1 protein-coding gene and 1 pseudogene are annotated in these 351 nt (G+C 41.3%); both read right to left on the bottom strand.

Annotated elements, in window-relative coordinates:
• A partial coding sequence (locus tag AB4486_RS23840; RefSeq protein ID WP_372119065.1) for a pilus assembly protein N-terminal domain-containing protein occupies positions 1–190 on the bottom strand: 190 nt, incomplete at its 3' end.
• Positions 191–198: 8 nt separating this feature from the next.
• Positions 199–351: pseudogene (locus AB4486_RS23835) on the bottom strand (Flp pilus assembly protein CpaB); the annotation flags it as partial.

Raw genomic sequence — 351 nt, 5'->3', positions numbered from 1 at the left:
CATTTGATTTTAAAATTACAATATCTAAAACTTCAGGATCACCAAGAGAAACCTTCGCCGCTTTTCCCGACAGCACGACATGCGTAGATTTATGATGTGGAACCGTGACTGTTTTTCCCGTTTGTAACGCCGCAACACTGGCCGTAGAAATACAAATCAGGCTCAAAACACACGCAATTAATATTCTCATATTTCACCTCAATCCTTGACGCGCACATTAGATGTTTCTGTACCTTTGATAATGGTGACACTTGGTCTAGGCACATATCGACGAACCACTTTTTTCTCAACTTCATGTGGGTTTCTCAAAGTCAGCTGAATATCGCCTTTGCTTTTAGCCGTGAGAAGCTT

The sequence above is a fragment of the Vibrio sp. 10N.222.55.C6 genome, from assembly GCF_041473395.1.
In the GTDB taxonomy this organism is placed as follows: Bacteria; Pseudomonadota; Gammaproteobacteria; order Enterobacterales; family Vibrionaceae; genus Vibrio; species Vibrio crassostreae_C.
Note: the sequence above shows the minus strand (reverse complement) of the source record. Positions and strands in the feature narration are given on the sequence as shown.